General features: G+C 60.9%; 17 protein-coding genes. 8 read left to right on the plus strand and 9 right to left on the minus strand.

The genetic code is table 11. The annotated features are described in order from the left end of the window. Window positions 1–153: 153 nt before the first annotated feature. Genes AABA34_RS10400 through rph form a run of 5 tightly spaced genes read right to left on the minus strand, consistent with a single transcriptional unit; the run spans window position 154 to window position 4,376 of the window. Window positions 154–924 (minus strand): hypothetical protein, encoded by a 771-nt coding sequence (locus AABA34_RS10400; protein ID WP_338302548.1) that lies wholly within the window; start codon window positions 922–924, stop codon window positions 154–156. A 45-nt stretch (window positions 925–969) separates the two neighbouring features. After that, window positions 970–1,872, minus strand: coding sequence for a tyrosine recombinase XerC (locus AABA34_RS10405; RefSeq protein ID WP_338302549.1), 903 nt, complete (start codon window positions 1,870–1,872; stop codon window positions 970–972). Continuing rightward, window positions 1,869–3,020 (minus strand): radical SAM family heme chaperone HemW, encoded by a 1,152-nt coding sequence (gene hemW, locus AABA34_RS10410; RefSeq protein WP_338302550.1) that lies wholly within the window; start codon window positions 3,018–3,020, stop codon window positions 1,869–1,871. The genes AABA34_RS10405 and hemW overlap by 4 nt, the downstream gene beginning before the upstream one ends. Window positions 3,021–3,030: 10 nt before the next feature. Further along, window positions 3,031–3,666 (minus strand): RdgB/HAM1 family non-canonical purine NTP pyrophosphatase, encoded by a 636-nt coding sequence (rdgB, locus tag AABA34_RS10415; RefSeq protein WP_338302551.1) that lies wholly within the window; start codon window positions 3,664–3,666, stop codon window positions 3,031–3,033. Beyond that, the gene (rph, locus tag AABA34_RS10420; RefSeq protein WP_034954033.1) at window positions 3,663–4,376 is read right to left on the minus strand and encodes a ribonuclease PH; all 714 of its coding nucleotides are present in this window, start codon (window positions 4,374–4,376) and stop codon (window positions 3,663–3,665) included. The genes rdgB and rph overlap by 4 nt, the downstream gene beginning before the upstream one ends. A gap of 123 nt (window positions 4,377–4,499) precedes the next feature. Between rph and hrcA the strand changes: the two genes are divergently transcribed. Together hrcA and AABA34_RS10430 are read left to right on the plus strand one after the other, a co-directional pair. Continuing rightward, entirely contained in the window at window positions 4,500–5,576 is a 1,077-nt protein-coding gene (gene hrcA, locus AABA34_RS10425) for a heat-inducible transcriptional repressor HrcA (protein ID WP_338302552.1), read from the plus strand. 17 nt (window positions 5,577–5,593) lie between these two features. Next, window positions 5,594–6,181 (plus strand): nucleotide exchange factor GrpE, encoded by a 588-nt coding sequence (locus AABA34_RS10430; RefSeq protein WP_338302553.1) that lies wholly within the window; start codon window positions 5,594–5,596, stop codon window positions 6,179–6,181. Window positions 6,182–6,184: 3 nt separating this feature from the next. Here AABA34_RS10430 and AABA34_RS10435 read toward each other — a convergent pair whose 3' ends face one another. From AABA34_RS10435 to AABA34_RS10445, 3 genes are read right to left on the minus strand one after another with little or no spacing between them, the layout of a single operon-like run. Beyond that, entirely contained in the window at window positions 6,185–6,757 is a 573-nt protein-coding gene (locus AABA34_RS10435; RefSeq protein WP_338302554.1) for a hypothetical protein, read from the minus strand. Further along, window positions 6,754–7,269 carry a vgr related protein gene (locus AABA34_RS10440; protein ID WP_445083729.1) on the minus strand — a complete coding sequence of 172 codons (516 nt, stop codon included), beginning with the start codon at window positions 7,267–7,269 and terminating at the stop codon, window positions 6,754–6,756. Before AABA34_RS10440 ends, AABA34_RS10435 begins: the two co-directional genes overlap by 4 nt. Before the next feature lie 5 nt (window positions 7,270–7,274). Then, window positions 7,275–7,766 carry a copper chaperone PCu(A)C gene (locus AABA34_RS10445; protein ID WP_338302555.1) on the minus strand — a complete coding sequence of 164 codons (492 nt, stop codon included), beginning with the start codon at window positions 7,764–7,766 and terminating at the stop codon, window positions 7,275–7,277. A gap of 183 nt (window positions 7,767–7,949) precedes the next feature. Here AABA34_RS10445 and dnaK point away from each other — a divergent pair, with 183 nt between their 5' ends. The 3 genes from dnaK to AABA34_RS10460 all read left to right on the plus strand — a co-directional run bounded on the left by dnaK (window position 7,950) and on the right by AABA34_RS10460 (window position 12,064). Further along, window positions 7,950–9,881: a molecular chaperone DnaK gene (gene dnaK / locus AABA34_RS10450; protein ID WP_034954784.1), complete on the plus strand. Its 1,932-nt coding sequence runs from the start codon at window positions 7,950–7,952 to the stop codon at window positions 9,879–9,881. A gap of 74 nt (window positions 9,882–9,955) precedes the next feature. Continuing rightward, the gene (gene dnaJ, locus AABA34_RS10455) at window positions 9,956–11,107 is read left to right on the plus strand and encodes a molecular chaperone DnaJ (RefSeq protein ID WP_034954786.1); all 1,152 of its coding nucleotides are present in this window, start codon (window positions 9,956–9,958) and stop codon (window positions 11,105–11,107) included. Between the two features lie 57 nt (window positions 11,108–11,164). Continuing rightward, on the plus strand, window positions 11,165–12,064 hold the full coding sequence (locus AABA34_RS10460) for an MBL fold metallo-hydrolase (RefSeq protein WP_338302556.1): 900 nt from the start codon (window positions 11,165–11,167) through the stop codon (window positions 12,062–12,064). On the opposite strand, the gene AABA34_RS10465 is transcribed toward AABA34_RS10460, so the two are convergent. Continuing rightward, window positions 12,061–14,391: a patatin-like protein gene (locus AABA34_RS10465; protein WP_338302557.1), complete on the minus strand. Its 2,331-nt coding sequence runs from the start codon at window positions 14,389–14,391 to the stop codon at window positions 12,061–12,063. The genes AABA34_RS10460 and AABA34_RS10465 overlap by 4 nt on opposite strands. A 74-nt stretch (window positions 14,392–14,465) precedes the next feature. Between AABA34_RS10465 and radA the strand changes: the two genes are divergently transcribed. The 3 genes from radA to AABA34_RS10480 are packed head-to-tail and all read left to right on the plus strand — an operon-like array spanning window position 14,466 to window position 16,843. Beyond that, entirely contained in the window at window positions 14,466–15,848 is a 1,383-nt protein-coding gene (radA, locus tag AABA34_RS10470) for a DNA repair protein RadA (RefSeq protein ID WP_034954041.1), read from the plus strand. Window positions 15,849–15,860: 12 nt separating this feature from the next. After that, window positions 15,861–16,394 (plus strand): CvpA family protein, encoded by a 534-nt coding sequence (locus AABA34_RS10475; protein ID WP_338302558.1) that lies wholly within the window; start codon window positions 15,861–15,863, stop codon window positions 16,392–16,394. After that, on the plus strand, window positions 16,394–16,843 hold the full coding sequence (locus AABA34_RS10480; protein ID WP_338302559.1) for an iron-sulfur cluster assembly scaffold protein: 450 nt from the start codon (window positions 16,394–16,396) through the stop codon (window positions 16,841–16,843). The genes AABA34_RS10475 and AABA34_RS10480 overlap by 1 nt, the downstream gene beginning before the upstream one ends. Window positions 16,844–16,852 lie beyond the last annotated feature (9 nt).

The raw sequence follows: 16,852 nt of genomic DNA on the forward strand, positions 1-16,852 counted from the left end.
ATGAGTGCGACGCACATGACGGCTTGTGCAACCAACTTCGGTCCATCCGGGTCATCGAAGTGCTTAACGCTTGTCATTTGACCACTTAGTAAATCCCGAAAACTAAATGCGCCTCTTCCGGCCTGTTGATCGCCATAACCATCGGCGAGGCGATCACTCGGCAAGCGCGGATGTCAACCGCTCCTTCAGTGACATCAACATTGCCTCTCTCTCTTCGTAGGAACTAAGCACATTCCCAGTGCGACCGGAATTATCGAAGAAGTCGTTCAGGAAAGACTGGTTTTGCCGGATATGCTGAATGTTACAGCTGGGCCGCCAGCGGTAGCCCTCGGCGCTGAGCCATGTCCAATCGCCGTCATAGTCTGGCGTGCGAGGGACGGATGTGACGCTGATCGCATCGGGATGAAGGTTGGAAAGCCGGAATATCTCGTTGGTGCGTTCTTCATGACGGCTGCGCAAATCATCGCGGAACAGGATGTATTCGCGCAGCATCTGTTTGACGCCATCGTCCCTCAGCCGGTCAAACCGGCCAGTCCCGATCAGCTCATTCAGGATCGGCAGTTCGTCTGATCCCAGTCGGTAAATGTGCGAAAGGGCAACCGCCTCGCATTCTTCATCCGACAGCGGCCTTGCTGCCTCGACGGAATAGATCACCGGCTGCACATTGATCAGCAAATCTGTCTTTTGCCGGAGGGTCGCCGTTTCCCTTTGGACTGCGGAAAGAAGCACATCGGTTTCGTCCGAGAGGCGCTTCAGGATCTGCCTTTCGTCCTGACGTTCCTGATATTCGGCGTTCCAGTTGGAAACCTGGATACCCAGAAAAACGCCGGTGACGACAATCAGGAATTCAGCAGCCACCGCAAACCAGTTTTGCTCTTTGAGATGCGTCCCGATGCGCCGCAACAACAAGTATTTTTCGCTCATGATCCCCCCAATCCTCGCCGGCATGCGAGGACATCTGACGCATTCTCACCCGTTCTTTTTCGCCCTCGGATGCGCGTTGCGATAATTCTCCAACAGGCTCGCCGCATCGACCTTGGTGTAGATTTGCGTCGAACCCAAGGAAGCATGTCCGAGCAATTCCTGCAAACTTCGCAGATCCGCTCCTGCCCCCAGCAGATGGGTCGCAAAGGAATGGCGCAAGGCATGGGGGGTTGCCGTATCGGGCAGGCCCAGCGCGCGCCTTGCCCGGGCCATCGCCTTTTGCACCATGCCCTGTGACAGTGCGCCGCCCTTGGCTCCGCGAAACAGTGGTTCCTTGGGCTCAAGCGGGTAGGGGCAGGCCTTGGCATATGCCGCCACCGCCTGCCGCGTGATCGGGAGGATCGGGACCAGCCGCTGCTTCCCGCCCTTGCCGGTGACTTGCAGCGTCTCCCCCAGCACCGCGTCACGGCCAGTCAGCGACAGCGCCTCTGCGATCCGCAGGCCGCTGCCATACATCAGCAGCAACACCGCCCGGTCGCGCGCGCCGATCCAGTCTTCGGCAGCCGTCCCGTCGACCAGATCGGCTAGGTTCACCGCTTCATCAGGGGTGACAGGGCGGGGCAGTCCTTTCTTGAGGCGCGGTCCGCGCAGGCGAGGGGCGGCGGGATCAGGGTCGCCGCTTTCGGTGCGTGCATAGGCGATCAGCGCCTTCAGCGCCGAAAGTTCGCGCGCGGCGCTGGCATTGGCGAGGCCTTCTGCCCGGCGCGCGGCGAGATGGGTGCGCAGGTCGCTCGCTTCGAGGCTCGCGATCGCTTCCCAATCCTCCAGCCCGCGAGCCGCCATGATGCGCTGCGCCGCGCTGACATAGGCGCGCACGGTGTGGGGGGATCGGCGGCGGGCGTCGGTCAGATGGCTGCGCCATTGTTCGAGGATCTCTGCGGCGCTCATGCCCGCACCAGATCGTCTGCCACCAGCGCCTCGATCAGCGTGTTGAGTACGCCCATGCCCTGCGGCTCTACCCCGATGCGGCTGCCGCGCTGCCATACGAAGCCGAGATCGATGTAGGTCGCCAGCGCCTTCGCATTGAGCATGGTCGAACGCGGGCGTTCAAACCGCCATTCGAGCGCGGCCAGATCAATCCCATCGGCAAGGCGCAGGCCCATAAGCAGCGCCTCGGAAATCTGCTCGTCTGGCGAAAGCATGGTCTGCTCGGCGATGCCATGCCCGCGTTCGCTCACCGCTTTCAGGAAATTCTCGGGTTTCTTGTGCCGGACAGTCGCAAACCCGCCGCGCCTGCCATGCGCGCCGGGACCGATCCCGGCGTAATCCTGATAGCGCCAATAGGTGAGGTTATGGCGGCTCTCCTCGCCCGGCCTCGCGTGATTGCTGGTTTCATAAGCGGGCAGTCCCGCCTCGCCGGTGATTTGCCGGGTGAGGGCATAAAGATCGGCGGCACGATCATCGTCAAGCGGGGTGAAGCGGCCCAGTCGCACATCGGTTTCAAAGCGTGTCCCCGGCTCGATGGTCAGCTGGTACAGCGACAGATGCGAAGTGCCGAAACCGAGCGCGCGATTGAGCTGCGCCTCCCATTGCTCCGGGGTCTGATCGGGCAGGGCATAGATCAGGTCGAAACTGACCCGCTCAAAATGGTTCTGCGCGGTTTCTAACGCCTTCAGCGCCTCTTCAGCCCCGTGAAGCCGCCCTAGCCAATGCAGCGTTTCATCCTCCAGCGACTGCACGCCGAGCGAGACGCGGTTGATCCCAACAAGCGAAAGATCGGCGAAATTGGCGGCTTCGACAGAGGAAGGATTGGCCTCCAGCGTAATCTCTATATCGGGGCTAAACCCCCATAATGATTGTGCTTCTTGCAGCAGCATCGCAACCAGCGCAGGCGGCATCAGCGAAGGCGTGCCACCGCCGAAGAAGATCGAGGTAAGGCTTTCCCCGCCCGCAACCGCCGCTTCGGCGCGCATATCGGCCAGCAAAGCCGCCTGCCACGCCTCAACATCGACGCGATCCCGGACATGCGAGTTGAAGTCGCAGTAAGGGCATTTCTTCGCGCAGAAGGGCCAGTGAATGTAGAGCGCGCGGGCCATGCGCTAAGCTTTAGCGGCCAAACTGATCCGCGACCAGTTTTGCAAAGGCATCGGCGCGGTGGCTGATTGCGTGCTTTTCCTCGGGCGGAATTTCCGCAAAGGTTTCAGAGCCTTCGCGCTGCTGCGGGACGAAGACGGGATCATAGCCGAAACCCATTTCCCCGCGCGGTGGCCATGTCAGCGAACCGCGGCAGGTACCTTCATAAACGGCGTGTTCGCCATCGGGCCAAGCCAGGGCAAGCACGCAATGAAACGCGGCGCTGCGATCGGCATCGGGCCCGATTGCTTGCAGCATCCCTTCGACCTTGCCCATCGCTATGTACCAGTCGCGGCCCGGCTCGCCTTCGAACCATTGCCGCTCCGCCCAATCGGCGGTGTATACTCCGGGTCGACCGTCCAGCGCGTCGACGCTTAACCCGCTGTCATCGGCGAGCGCGGCAAGGCCCGAAGCCTGCGCCGCAGCGCGGGCTTTGAGCAGGGCATTCTGGACAAAGGTGGTTCCCGTTTCCGCAGGCTCGGGCAGGCCGAGCGATCCTGCGGAAATGCACTTGATCCCATAGGGTTCGAGCAGCGCCGAAATCTCCTTCAACTTGCCCGAATTGTGCGTCGCTATGACAAGCGAACCACCACCCAGCCTGCGCGTCATCTGGTTGCTTCCAACTGTGCGGCAAAGATCCGGTCACAGCCGATCCGCGCGAGCCGAAGCAGGCGCAGCAGGCCTTCCTCGTCATACGTCGCGCCTTCGGCAGTGGCTTGCACTTCTGCCATCTGGCCTCCTGTCAGCAGGACGAAATTGGCATCGGCATCAGCGTTCGAGTCTTCGTCATAATCAAGATCAAGCACAGGCGTGCCCTTGAAAATGCCGCAAGAAATCGCGGCGACCTGCGCGGTTATCGGATCGTGTTTGATGTCGCCCGCCTTAATCAGCCCGTTGACCGCAAGCCGCAACGCCACCCAAGCGCCCGAAATCGCCGCAGTGCGTGTGCCGCCATCCGCCTGGATCACGTCGCAGTCGAGCGTGATCTGGCGTTCCCCAAGCTTCTGCAAATCGACCACGGCGCGCAGGCTGCGGCCGATAAGCCGCTGGATTTCCTGCGTGCGGCCCGATTGCTTGCCACGGGCGGCTTCGCGTGCGCCGCGGGTGTGGGTCGCACGCGGGAGCATGGAATACTCGCCCGTGACCCATCCTTCGCCTTTGCCGCGCATCCAAGGCGGGACGCCCTTTTCGACACTGGCGGTGCACAACACCTTGGTGTCGCCAAAGCTGACTAGACAAGAGCCTTCGGCGTGTTTGGTGAAACCGGTTTCGATGGTGATGGCGCGCATTTCATCGGGCGCGCGTCCTGAAGGGCGCATTGGTCTGTCCTTTGCGTTGTTCGAGTCGTGTCTTGCCCGGGGGTGTGGCGGTGTTGTCCGCTCTGGGCAAGGGCGCGATGGGCAAGGCTTGGCGAATTCGCGGGGATTGCTAAATTGAGGCTCATGGCATCGCTCCCGATTTCCGAACTGACTGGCCGCGCGCGAGAGATCTTCCGGCTTGTGGTCGAAGGTTATCTTGAGAACGGTCAACCTGTGGGTTCAAAGACTCTCGCTTCGGATGGCGGATTGAACCTGTCACCGGCTTCAATCCGTTCTGTGTTGGCAGAACTCGAAGCGCTCGGGCTGCTGGCGGCCCCGCACACAAGCGCCGGTCGGATGCCGACTGACGCGGGATTGCGCATATTTGTCGATGGAATGATGCGGGTGGCAGAACCCACGGCAGAGGAGCGCGCGCGGATCGAAGCTCGCCTTTCCGAAAGCGGACCGGTCGAACAGGCGCTGCACCAGACGAGCGTGTTGCTGTCGGAACTCTCCGGTGCGGCGGGGATGGTCATGGTGCCCACCCTCGAACAGCGCCTTGCCCAGTTCAGCCTCGTCAGTCTGGGACAGAATCGCGCGCTGGCCGTTTTGGTAGGAGAGGATGGCGGGGTTGAAAATCGCATAGTCGAAATAGATGCCAGCATGGCCGGCTCGCTTGAAGCGGCAAGCAATTACGTCACCTCGCGCCTGATGGGACGTACTCTGGCAGAAGCGGCTGCGGCCATGCGTTCCGAAATCGCAGCGGGCAAAACCCAACTTGACGATGCGAGCCGCAATCTTGTCGAACGCGGTCTTGCCGTGTGGAGCGAGGATGCCAACCAAAGACCGGTCCTGATTGTGCGCGGTGCAGCCAACCTGCTCGACGATGATGCTCTTAACGATATCGAGCGCGTCCGGTCGCTGCTCGAAGACCTTGAGGACAAGCAATCTGTTTCGGCCCTGCTGGAAAGCGCGCGGGAGGCGGATGCGACGCGGATATTCATTGGCAGCGAAAACCGTTTGTTCGGCCTTTCCGGGTCCTCTGTTATCGCCTCTCCCTATCGTGATCGCGAGGGCAGGGTGGTTGGCGTGGTCGGTGTGATTGGCCCGACGCGCTTGAATTACGCGCGCGTGGTCCCCATGGTGGATCTCACAGCGCGATCGCTCGGTCGCTCTCTCGAGCGCGCTCCGGGCCGATCGCAGGGCAAACTCATTGCTTGAATGGAAATTCTGGAAAAATGAACGACAACGATAAGTCGCAGATGGATGCGGCAGCAGCAGAAGAATTGAAGGGCGTACCCGAAGAGTTTCTGGACGACGGAAGCGAAGATGAAGGCGAGGGCGCTGATGCCCTGTCCGAAGCGCTTGAGAACCTGCGCAACGATCTGGAAGCCGCAAAGCAGGACGTGCTTTACGCCAAGGCCGAAACGCAGAACGTGCGGCGGCGGCTTGAGAAGGACGTGGCCGATGCGCGCGCCTATGCCGCGACCGGCTTTGCTCGCGACATCCTTTCCGTGTGGGACAATCTTTCGCGTGCCGTCGATGCGATCCCGGAATCGCTGCGCGACGATGACAAGATGAAAGGTCTGGTCATCGGGATTGAGGCGACCCAACGCGAGCTAGAGAAAGTGTTCGGCCAGCACGGCGTTACCCGCATTGCATCCATGGGTCTGCCGCTTGATCCCAATCAGCATCAGGCGATGATGGAAGTGCCCAGCGCCGATCACGAAGCGGGCACTGTCGTTCAGGAAATGCAATCGGGCTGGATGATCAAGGATCGGCTCCTGCGGCCCGCTATGGTGGCCGTTTCGAAGAAACCGGATTGAGCCTCAGATCAGGTAAATCACCAAATATCTGACGCATAGTGCGACAAGAAGAACCGCCTGAAAATGGCGGTTCTTCACTATCATCGTGGCAGCCATCATACCGACCAGCATCGCGGTCAGGCCCAGCGTCATTGGCGTGAAAACCGCCGCCCGCACTTCCTCGACGGAATAAAGAAATGCCCATTGCGCGAACACCAGCGCGATGAGGATGCCCATTACGGTCCGGCGGACACGATAATAGTGGGTGTCGAGATCCTCGAACAATTCGGGCCGCGTCGGAAACACCAGCCGGGCTGCCAGATAATAGCTGGCTGCGAATATCATCACGCCCAGCAAGGCCGAAGGACTGACTGTGATCAGGCTCTGGATCGTCCATGCGAACATCCAGAACGACAGAAGATCAAGCAGCACGAAGGCGCCAAGAAGAGGCGTCAGCCAACCGAAACGGAAGCGGGTTCCATCAGCGTCGCTCTCGAATTCGTTTTCAAGCGTCCTCCCGAAGCCTGCAAGCAACTCGACCAGCGAAAGACCGAGCACGAGGGCATAAAGAACGAAGATGAATTCGAAGTCACTCACAGCGTAGCTCCCTCGAACCGGACAAGCACATCATAGGCGGATTTGTCCCCGACGCCGGGGATGCGCGCGCCATGACGCAGCCAAAAGCTGTGCTTCACGATTTCGGCCTGTTGTTCGATCCCGTACGCAGACAGCGGCTGCCCGGGTTTGAGCGCATAATCATACCGGCAAAATGGATGGCGATGGAGGATCAGAAACCACTCGCCCAGCGTCTGGGTCTGCCAGACATGGGTCAATTCGTGGATCAGCAGGCCCTGCCGTTTAATGTCAGCCAGTGAAAAGTCATCGCAGTAAGTCGAGCCTTGCGGGTGGAAATGCAGGTGTCCACGCGGGGCCATGGTGATCCGTTTGGGCTGAAACGGAAACCATTTGCGGCGCTTCAGCTTGACAGCGCCATAATTGATCGCGTCACCAAAAACCGTCCGCGCAAGCTCGACTTCGCCCGGCGTCAGATGCCGCTCGCCACCCACCGGACAGGCGGGGAGCGATGCGGTATCCTGAAAGCCGGGCAAATCGTTCAGCGCTCTTCCCCTGCGGCGCGGATTTCAGCGTCAAAGATATGCTTGTTGCCACCCGAAACCGTAAGCGTGACCTTGGTCGTTCCGCCGGGCTTGAGATCGGGTGACGGCTCCATCGCCATGACGTGAAGATCGCCCGGTTTGAATTCGACCTTGGTGCCCTTCGTCACCGGGATCGGCAGTGCTTCCATCATCTGCACCTTGAAATCATATTCGCCATATTGGTGCATCATGGCGCTGGCCGCACCTTCGACTTCGACGCGACCGAGCGAGAATGAACGGTCCCCGTCATAGGCGAAGTCGAAATAGATCGCCGCCGGATTGCCCTCTACCGGGGCAAGCACCATGCGGGCGTTTTCGATGGTCACGCCCTCGATCACGCCTTCGGGCGCGGCCTCTGCCACATCGGCTTCGCCGCCACAGGCGCTGAGCGCCATCATCGAACCCCCGGCAAGCGCCAGCGCAAACGCCTTCATCCTCGATCCCGTCATTCTTCTATCCCTTTTTGAAAGCTGTCCCTGTTGTGGATGCGGCAAAAACTACGGCCTTAGAGTTCTTGTGCCAAGCAAAACCGCACCTATATCCGCCTCATATTCGAGCCGCCGAGCCGTCTTGCCATTATCGGGAGACGCGAAGGCGCGGTGTCCAACAACATTCCAATGGATGGGAAGATAATGGGTAAAGTAATCGGTATCGACCTCGGCACCACCAACAGCTGCGTTGCCGTGATGGACGGCGGAAAGCCGAAAGTAATCGAAAATTCCGAGGGTGCGCGCACCACGCCTTCGATCGTCGCCTTCACCAAGGATGGTGAGCGCCTGATCGGGCAGCCGGCAAAGCGCCAGGCGGTGACCAACCCCGACAACACCTTGTTCGCGATCAAGCGCCTTATCGGCCGCCGCTTTGACGATCCCACCACCAAGAAGGATATGGACATCGTCCCCTACAACATCGTCAAGGGCAAGAATGGCGATGCATGGGTTTCCGCTGGCGGCGAGGAATATTCGCCTTCGCAGATTTCGGCCTTCATCCTGCAAAAGATGAAGGAAACCGCCGAGAGCTATCTTGGCGAAACCGTTACCCAGGCCGTGATCACCGTCCCTGCATACTTCAATGACGCGCAGCGCCAGGCGACCAAGGACGCAGGGCAAATCGCCGGACTTGAAGTGCTTCGCATCATCAACGAGCCGACTGCGGCTGCGCTCGCCTATGGCATGGACAAGGAAGACGGCAAGACCATCGCTGTCTATGACCTTGGCGGCGGCACCTTCGACGTCTCGATCCTCGAAATCGGGGACGGCGTGTTCGAAGTGAAGTCGACCAATGGCGACACTTTCCTCGGCGGTGAAGACTTCGACAACGCGATTGTCGAGCACCTTGCCGCTGCCTTCAAGAAGAAGGAAAACATGGACCTGAAGACCGACAAGCTCGCGCTTCAGCGTCTGAAGGAAGCTGCCGAAAAGGCGAAGATCGAGCTGTCGAGCTCGGCCACGACCGAAGTCAACCTGCCCTTCATCACCGCGCGTATGGAAGGCGGCAGCACCACTCCGTTGCACCTCGTCGAAACGATCACCCGAGCCGATCTCGAAAAGCTGGTCGGGGGTCTGATCGACCGCACGCTTGAGCCGTGCAAGAAGGCACTGGCCGATGCCGGTGTGACCAAGGACGAGATTGACGAAGTGATCCTTGTTGGCGGCATGACCCGCATGCCCAAGGTGCGCGAAGTCGTTGAGAAGTTTTTCGAAGCCAAGCCGCACACCGGCGTGAACCCCGATGAGGTCGTGGCCATGGGCGCCGCCATTCAGGCGGGCGTGCTTCAGGGCGACGTCAAGGACGTGCTGCTGCTCGACGTGACCCCGCTATCGCTGGGCATCGAAACTCTGGGCGGCGTCTTCACCCGCATGATTGATCGCAACACCACGATCCCGACCAAGAAGACCCAGACCTACTCGACCGCCGAAGACAACCAGAACGCGGTTACGATCAAGGTTTTCCAGGGCGAGCGCGAGATGGCAGCAGACAACAAGCTGCTCGGCAATTTCGACCTTGTCGGCATTCCGCCAGCACCGCGCGGCGTGCCGCAGATCGAAGTCACCTTCGACATCGACGCCAACGGTATCGTCTCAGTCTCGGCCAAGGACAAGGGCACCGGCAAGGAACAGACCATCAAGATCCAGGCTTCGGGCGGTCTGTCCGATGCCGACATCGACCAGATGGTGCAGGATGCCGAGAAGTTCGCCGAAGAGGACAAGAAGCGCCGTGCCGCGGCAGAAGCCCGCAACCAGGCCGACAGCCTTGTCCATGCGACCGAAAAGCAGCTTGAGGAAAACGGCGACAAGATCGACGCCGAAACCAAGTCTGCTGTCGAAGCCGCGATTGCTGCGACCAAGACCGCGCTTGAAGGTGGCGACGCCGACGACATTAACGCCAAGGCACAGGAACTGACTCAGGCGGCGATGAAGATGGGCGAGCAGATCTACAAGCAGGATCAGGAAGCTGGTGCTGCCGGTGATGATGCCGGGGCCGAAGCTGCCGCTGAAGACACTTCCGACGAAGAAGTTGTCGATGCGGAGTTCTCCGAAGTCGACGAAGACAAGAAGGGCTAAGCGATTAACCCTCTAAACCCCCTTGCTCTGCCCGCCGCGTGCGGGCCGGGCGAGGGCGGTTGAAAGGCACGATAATGGCTACCCAGACCGACTATTATTCCACTCTCGAAGTATCGCGCGATGCCGATGGTGCGACGATCAAGAGCGCCTATCGCAAGCTTGCGATGAAATGGCACCCAGATCGCAACCCCGGTGACGCTCAGGCAGAGGCCAAGTTCAAGGCATTGGGCGAGGCCTATGAATGCCTGAAGGACCCGCAAAAACGCGCCGCCTATGATCGTTATGGCCATGATGCCTTTACTCAGGGCATGAATGGCGGCGGAGGCGGTTTTGGTGGCGGTTTCGGCGGTCGCGGCCAATCCGATTTTGCCGATATTGGCGACATTTTCGAAACCATCTTCGGCAGCGCCTTTGGTGGCGGGATGGGTGGTGGTCGCCAGCAACAGCGGCGCGGCGCGGACCTCCGCTTCGACATGCATGTGACGCTGGACGAGGCGTTCCACGGCAAATCCACCGAAATCGAAATCGAGGTTTCGACCGCTTGCGACAGCTGCGACGGCTCGGGCGCTTCCCCCGGTACGGCTGAGCGAGCTTGTAATCTGTGCCACGGACACGGGACCGTGCGCGCGAAGCAGGGCCTGTTCGTGGTCGAGCGGCCATGCCCCACCTGTGGCGGGCGCGGTCAGGTGATTGAAGACCCCTGCGGCGATTGTCGCGGCGAAGGCCGGGTAGACAAGATTCAGAAACTGGCGGTGGAAATTCCTCCCGGTGTGGACACCGGGACGCGCATCCGCCTGTCGGGTAAGGGCGAGGCGGGCCAGCGCGGAGCGCCTCCGGGTGATCTCTACATCTTCGTCCACGTCAAGCCGCACCCGCTGTTCGAACGCGAAGGCACGACTTTGGCGACACGGGTTCCGGTAAGCTTCACCACCGCCGCACTGGGCGGCAGCGTGGACATTCCCGATCTCGACGGCAGCACCAATTCGGTCGACATTCCGGCGGGGATCCAGTCCGGCAAGCAACTGAGAGTGCGCGGGGCAGGCATGCCCGTGCTTCAAGGGCGCGGACGCGGTGACATGGTGGTCGAGATCATGGTAGAAACCCCGACCAAGCTGAGCCGCAAGCAGAAAGAAATTCTCGAGGCTTTCCGCGAAACGGAAACCGGCGACGAATGCCCGGAGAGCAAGGGGTTCTTCTCAAAGCTCAAGGATGCCTTCGGAGCCTGAGGCTCGACACATCCGGACCGCAGGCGTAGGCATACGCCACGTTTCCGGGAGAGAGCCATGATCCACGCCCGCCGCATTGCCTCAAGCTTGGCCGCTGCCACGCTGCTTGCAACACCTGCCATTGCCCAGCGCAATTTCGACAATGTCGAGATCAAGACCGAGGAGATTGCTCCGGGTGTCGCCGTGCTGTTCGGCGCCGGGGGCAATATCGGCGTGAGCCATGGCGAGGACGCGACGCTGATCATCGACGATCAGTTTGCTCCGCTTTCCGAAAAGATCGAGCGTGCGATTGCCAACCTTGGCGCGACTCCGGTGAAGTATGTCGTGAACACGCATTGGCATTTCGATCACACCGGCGGGAACGAGAATTTCGGCAAAACCGGCGCGACGATCTTCGCGCACGACAATGTCAGGGTGCGGATGGAGGCCGGAGGAGAGGCAGCCGGCAACAGCACACCTCCTGCGCCACCCGAAGCCTTGCCCGTCGTCACATATGCGCAAGGCCTGCGGTTTCACCTGAACGGCGACACGATCAATCTGATGTTCCTGGGCGGCGGCCACACCGACGGCGACAGCGTGGTGTTCTGGGATGAGGACAATATCGTCCACATGGGCGATCTCTACTTCAAGATCCCGGGCTATCCCTTCATCGATGTAGGTTCGGGCGGTAGTGTCTACTCTGCGATGCGATCACTCGATATCGTGATCGCGATGATCAATGATGAAACCAAGGTCATTCCCGGCCACGGTCCGATGTCGAACAAGGCCGAACTGGTGGCCTATCGCGAGATGATCGGGAAGGCTGTTTCGCGGGTCGAAGAACTGCGCGCGCAAGGCATGACGCTGGAACAGGCGGTAGCGGCCAAGCCGCTCGCCGATTTTAATCGCGGGGAGGGCTTTATCGGACCCGATGCCTTCGTGACCGCGATCTGGAACAGCGCAGCAATCGCTGACTAGACGAATTTCTGCTCTATTTCGCTGCGGATGGTTTCGATCAGGCCCATCCCGCAACGGCCCGCTTCGGCTTCTTCGTCCAGAATGGCGAGGAACGCCTCATGCTTGGTTCGGCGAAGCATTTCGCCCGGAATGCCGCCTTCCACGGTGGATGCGACAAGGTCGATCATCCGCTCCGCGCCGTGCAGGCGCCCCCAAAGGTAGTCGTTCTCGCGATAGGCGCGGCTGAAGAACGCGCCGAAATTGTAGAATTCGATCCCGCGCAAGGTTGACTGCGTTCCCCCTTCGCGGATCGAGAGCGCGTCCTCTGGCGATATCCGGTCAATCTTGACCGGGTTGTATTCCACCAGACCTTCCGACCGGGTCAACGGCAGAGTGGCTACGTCATAGAACGGGAAGCCGAGATAGGTCAGCAGCATCCGCCGCTTCAGGTTTCGCGGCATTTCGGCCAGTGCATCGGCAAGCATCCGCTCCGCTTCGAGATCCTGTTCCGGCAGCAGCCGCCGCTCAGCGAGGAAATCGAGTAGTTGGCCGGGTTCCTCGAGCACTCGGCGGGCAAGTGCCCGGAATCCATCCCCGAGCTTCGCGCCCAGGATCGCGTTGTCATCGGCCCTGCGATAGAGCGCAAGGATTTCGTAAATGCGCCCGCGCGCCACATCGAGAGCGTCGTCGGGAATTTCCGGATCGACTTCCCAATCGCGGGACAATCGCCGGGCGAGCAATTGCAGACGGCGCACCCGAAATCCGATGTCATGCGCGCGGAAGAATCCGATCGCCGCCGCGTTCGCGCCGCCGCTTTCGTCGGTAAGGGTAGTCAGCCCCCGGTGCTCCAACTCGTGCCGCAGCGCGTTGGCGATGGGCGCGCAATCGGCGAGGGCAAGTTCCGGAGCGGCGGAATGCGTGAGCTGCGCCAAGCGATCAATAATCGCGCTGTATTTGGTCTGGGCATAGGCTCCAAAGGCGTAGCCTGCCCTCTGCGCAGCGGCGTCTTGCGCTTTTGCGCGCCAGTTCGCGAGGCGTTTTGGTGTCGGGCTGTCGAGAAAGAACGTATGCCCGAACAGCTTTTCGACTGCGCGGTCAATCTCCGGTCGCAACCCCATGACGATGCGCTTCAGGCTCGCTGCGTCCTTTGAGCGCTGCTCAATCCGTTCAAGGTCGTCCCTGATCGGTTGTTCGCGTGGGATGGTGGAAAGCGAGCCGAAGATCGTGCCGAACCAGCCAACCGGCCGGGATGCGGCTTCGTCGTTTTCGTTCCGGCGGATCGGGCGGGGTTCGATATAGACGAACCTGCGATCGACCTCACGCTGCGAAGTTCGCGCTTCGATCGCTGAAAGCGCCGCGCCGAACGGGGCGTTGACCAACACCGATCCGTCAATCAGCGCGACGCTTTCGACCGTTCCCTTGCGAACATGGCCGGGCATGATCCTTGCCAGGAAATCGCCGCGGCTTTCCCAATGGTGCCCCGCTTGTGCGGCAAGTCTGTCGATCTCGTCGATAACGAGCGGGGGAAATGCACCGGGAAAGCTCGCGGTGGAACGCGCAGCCAGTACCAGTTCGAGCGGATCGGCAATACCGGCACCGGCATCAGCAGGCGTTATGCCGCGAAAATCAATTGGCATCCGGTGTTCAGTCTCCTCAACCACCGAAGGGGAATTGAGCCGAAGCATTTCGGGATGTCCGCGAAAATCGGTCGCGGTGACGAACAGGTCTATTGGGTGAAGCGGCGGCAGCAGCGGCTTGCCTGCCGGCGTGTCAGCCATGCTTTCCAGCGCTTCGTAGAGCATCTCTGAAAAGCGCGACCCCGAAAACGGCGGATTGAACCAGCGCCCACGCACCAGATTGGAGACCTTGGTGCGAACTTCATGCCGGGTTTCTGGCGATACGCTTTCGGTCACCGCGTTGCCGGGCCGCGACAGGAACCATTCGGCAATCGGTTGTGCCCAGAATTTGGCATAGCGCCAGACTGGCTGCGCCTCCGGGTCCATCAACTCGCTGACATCGGCGTTTTCCAGCCAGAGGTCAGTCAAAGGCTCGAGGCTTTGCCCGGAATGGATCGCCTGAGCCAAAAACACCGCGTTGATCCCACCCGCGCTTGCTCCGGTGAGGATATCGGGCAGCACCCGGAGGCGCAGATGGCTGGTCTTTTCGATTTCTTCCAGAAAATCGCGATAGACCCCTGTCACCCCTTCCAGCACCTCGCCACCGGGGCAGTGATAGGCACGGCTCGCGCGGGCAAGGTGCCATATCTCTTTGGTGACACCATGCATGTACACCGCGAGACTGACCCCGCCGTAGCATACCAGTGCAAGTCTGAGTTCCTTTTGGCGCATGATACTGATCCTACTGTGCAAGTCTCCCAATATGCAATTGCGTTCAGCATTTGTTCTGGTTACATCTCGCGCCGATGGCAAAGGTAAAAAAGCGTTTTGTATGCGCCAATTGCGGCAGCGTCTCGCCCCGGTGGCAGGGGCAATGCGGCGATTGCGGTGAATGGAACACCCTGACCGAAGATGTTCCGGCGACCGTGTTTTCGCAGAAGCATGACCTGTCCAGCGGAGGGCGGGCGCTGCAATTTGTGCCGCTGAACCGCCCGGCGGAATTGCCCGTGCGCAAATCCACCGGGCTCGCCGAATTCGACCGCGCGCTGGGCGGCGGCATAGTTCCTGGTTCGGCGATCCTGATGGGTGGTGATCCGGGTATCGGGAAATCGACGCTGCTGCTGCAGACCGCTGCCACTATCGCGCGCGGCGGGAATGATGTCGTCTATGTCAGCGGGGAAGAGGCCGCAGGTCAGGTGCGGCTGCGGGCCAAGCGGCTTGGAGTGGCTGACGCTCCGATCCGTCTCGCTTCGGAGACTTCGGTCCGCGATATCCTCACGACGCTGGGGCAGGGCGAACCGCCCGCTTTGTTGGTGATCGATTCGATCCAGACCATGCATTCGGACACGATCGAAGGGGCGCCGGGAACGGTCAGCCAGGTGCGAGGATGTGCGCTTGAGCTTATCCGATACGCCAAATCCAGCGGCTGCGCTCTTGTCCTCGTCGGCCATGTGACGAAGGACGGCAACATCGCCGGGCCGCGGGTGCTGGAACACATGGTTGATGTGGTGATGAGCTTTGAAGGGGAGCGCAGCCACCAGTATCGCATCCTGCGCGCGCTCAAGAACCGGTTTGGCGCTGTCGATGAAATCGGCGTGTTCTCGATGGCGAGCGAAGGGCTTGAGGAAGTATCGAACCCTTCGATGCTGTTCCTTTCCGGGCGTGATCAACCGCTGGCCGGGAGCGCGGTGTTCCCGGCGCTGGAAGGCACGCGGCCGGTGCTGGTGGAAATTCAGGCGCTGATTGTGCGCCTGCAATCCGGGGCGACCCCGCGCCGGGCGGTGGTTGGCTGGGATAGTGGGCGGCTTGCCATGCTGCTGGCCGTGCTGGAATCGCGGTGCGGACTGAACTTTTCTTCCGCCGAGGTCTATCTTAACATCGCGGGCGGCTATCGCCTGTCCGATCCCGCCGCAGATCTCGCGGTTGCTGCTGCATTGGTTTCAGCCCTTGCGGATCGCGCCTTGCCCGACAAGTCAGTCTGGTTCGGCGAGATTTCACTAGCCGGAGAGGTCAGGCCGGTGGCGCATTCGCAATTGCGGCTGCGGGAAGCCGCGAAGCTGGGGTTCGCGCAAGGATACGGCCCGTCAGACACCCGTTCATCCGATGCAGGAGGCGGCTCGTCGACGCTGACTTACCGTGCGGTGAACCAGCTCGCCAACCTCGTTGACCGAGTGATGGGCACGCAATAAGCCCCTGTTCCCATGACGGGTTTCGACATCATCGTGCTGTTCATCGTCTCGGTCGCCGCGATCGGCGGGTTCTTGCGCGGCCTGGTGCAAGAGGTGCTTAGCCTTGCGGCATGGATCCTCGCGGCATTTTCGATCTACTATCTGCACGGCCCGCTGACGGAATTCTTGCGCGATTACTATGATGCCGATCCCGCCACTTCCGTCCTCTCTTTCGCGATCTTGCTGTTGATCCCCTATGCCGCGATGAAGGTCATCGCGGGCAATGTGGGCGAGGCTTCGCGCGGCTCGATCCTTGGCCCGATTGACCGTGTCCTCGGCTTTGGTTTCGGGGCAATCAAGGGCGCGATGATTGTGGTCTTTGCATTCTCGGTGCTCGTCCTCGGGTTTGATACCGTTTGGGGCTACAAAGGCCGCCCGGACTGGATCACGCTGGCGCGCACCTACCCCGCAGCCGATGCGTTCTCCCGTGAACTGGTGCAGATGATTGCGGAGCGCCGCGAGCGTTTGCTTCGTGAGGAAGACGCGCGAAACGAAGCGGGCGAGTGATGCCCGAGGCCGCAAGTGGAAACGCAGCAAAGCTCTACACCCCCAGCGTCCTTGCGCTTTCGGTGGAGCTTGCAGCCTACCCGTTAGACACTGATTTCCCGGCTAAGGGCTACGCCAAATCGCGTACTTGCGGCAGCGAAGTGCGTGTCGGCCTTGAAATCGATGACGCCGGGGCGGTCCGGCGGATCGGAATGGCAGTGGCTGCGTGCGCCGTGGGTCAGGCAAGCGCAGCGCTGTTCGCCGCGGATGCGAAAGGCCGCATGGCTGAGGAAATCAAAGACCAGATGGGCGCAATGGATCGCTGGATCGCAGGCGAGGGACCTGCCCCGGCGCTGCCCCGGCTGGAATTGATCGAACCGGCCCGCGCCTATCCGGCCCGGCATGAGGCAATCCTCTTGCCGTGGAGAGCGGCGCTCGATGCGCTTTCCCAAGCCGGGAACAGCGGCTAGGACTGCAGG

The organism is Erythrobacter sp. Dej080120_24 (assembly GCF_036322605.1).
GTDB classification, from domain to species: domain Bacteria; phylum Pseudomonadota; class Alphaproteobacteria; order Sphingomonadales; family Sphingomonadaceae; genus Erythrobacter; species Erythrobacter aurantius.